This window comes from Bacillus sp. P4_D3 (assembly GCF_056401855.1).
Genome location: NZ_JBFUIN010000905.1, coordinates 1 through 1,100, shown reverse-complemented (window position 1 = coordinate 1,100; position 1,100 = coordinate 1). Strand labels below are relative to the sequence as shown.

The following is a 1,100-nucleotide window of genomic DNA, read 5'->3' as shown; positions in this document are numbered from 1 at the left end:
TTCAATTTCGAACTATGCAGTTCAAAATATTATCCGGTATTAGCCCCGGTTTCCCGGAGTTATCCCAGTCTTATGGGTAGGTTACCCACGTGTTACTCACCCGTCCGCCGCTAACTTCATAAGAGCAAGCTCTTAATCCATTCGCTCGACTTGCATGTATTAGGCACGCCGCCAGCGTTCATCCTGAGCCAGGATCAAACTCTCCAATAAAGTTAGTTTGTCTAGCATCTAAAAATAAAAATTGACGTTCACGTTGTTTGTTTCGTTCAGTTTTCAAAGAACTAAAAGCGGGTGAAGAGAATCGAACTCTCGACCAGAGCTTGGAAGGCTCTTGTTTTACCACTAAACTACACCCGCGTGGTCGGGAAGACAGGATTTGAACCTGCGACCCCCTGGTCCCAAACCAGGTGCTCTACCAAGCTGAGCCACTTCCCGTTATGGCGCGCCCGAGAGGAGTCGAACCCCTAACCTCTTGATCCGTAGTCAAACGCTCTATCCAATTGAGCTACGGGCGCTTATTCATGATGTTTTTTCGTCGTTGTATTTTGGCGACTCAATTATCTTATCATACTACATTTTCAAATGCAAGTACTTTTTTAAAAGATTTTTTGGTGCGGCCGAGAGGACTTGAACCTCCACGGGGTTTCCCCCACTAGGCCCTCAACCTAGCGCGTCTGCCGTTCCGCCACGACCGCGCGGAAAAAACAAAAGTGAGCCATGAAGGATTCGAACCTTCGACCCTCTGATTAAAAGTCAGATGCTCTACCAACTGAGCTAATGGCTCGTAAATGGCTGGGCTAGCTGGATTCGAACCAGCGCATGACGGAGTCAAAGTCCGTTGCCTTACCGCTTGGCTATAGCCCATCGAAATAGTTATCTTCTTTTCAAAGACAAGTGTTATTGTACCATAATGTCCAATAAAAAACAACTGCCATATAGCAGAAGTTAAAATGGCGGTCCCGACCGGGGTCGAACCGGCGATCTCCTGCGTGACAGGCAGGCATGTTAACCACTACACCACGGGACCATTTGGTTGCGGGGACAGGATTTGAACCTGCGACCTTCGGGTTATGAGCCCGACGAGCTACCGTACTGCTCCA

At 48.4% G+C, this 1,100-nt stretch carries 7 tRNA genes and 1 rRNA gene; all 8 read right to left on the bottom strand.

From position 1 onward, the window contains the following. A 16S ribosomal RNA gene (locus AC1DTM_RS27880) occupies window positions 1-210 on the bottom strand; the annotation flags it as partial. 76 nt (window positions 211-286) lie between these two features. Continuing rightward, a tRNA-Gly gene (locus tag AC1DTM_RS27875) sits at window positions 287-357 on the bottom strand. A gap of 1 nt (window position 358) precedes the next feature. Beyond that, window positions 359-435 (bottom strand) — tRNA-Pro (locus AC1DTM_RS27870). A gap of 3 nt (window positions 436-438) precedes the next feature. Further along, window positions 439-515, bottom strand: a tRNA-Arg gene (locus AC1DTM_RS27865). Window positions 516-609: 94 nt separating this feature from the next. Then, window positions 610-695, bottom strand: a tRNA-Leu gene (locus AC1DTM_RS27860). A 16-nt stretch (window positions 696-711) separates the two neighbouring features. After that, a tRNA-Lys gene (locus AC1DTM_RS27855) sits at window positions 712-784 on the bottom strand. Between the two features lie 5 nt (window positions 785-789). Further along, window positions 790-864 (bottom strand) — tRNA-Gln (locus tag AC1DTM_RS27850). A gap of 87 nt (window positions 865-951) precedes the next feature. Next, window positions 952-1,027, bottom strand: a tRNA-Asp gene (locus AC1DTM_RS27845). Window positions 1,028-1,100: the final 73 nt, after the last annotated feature.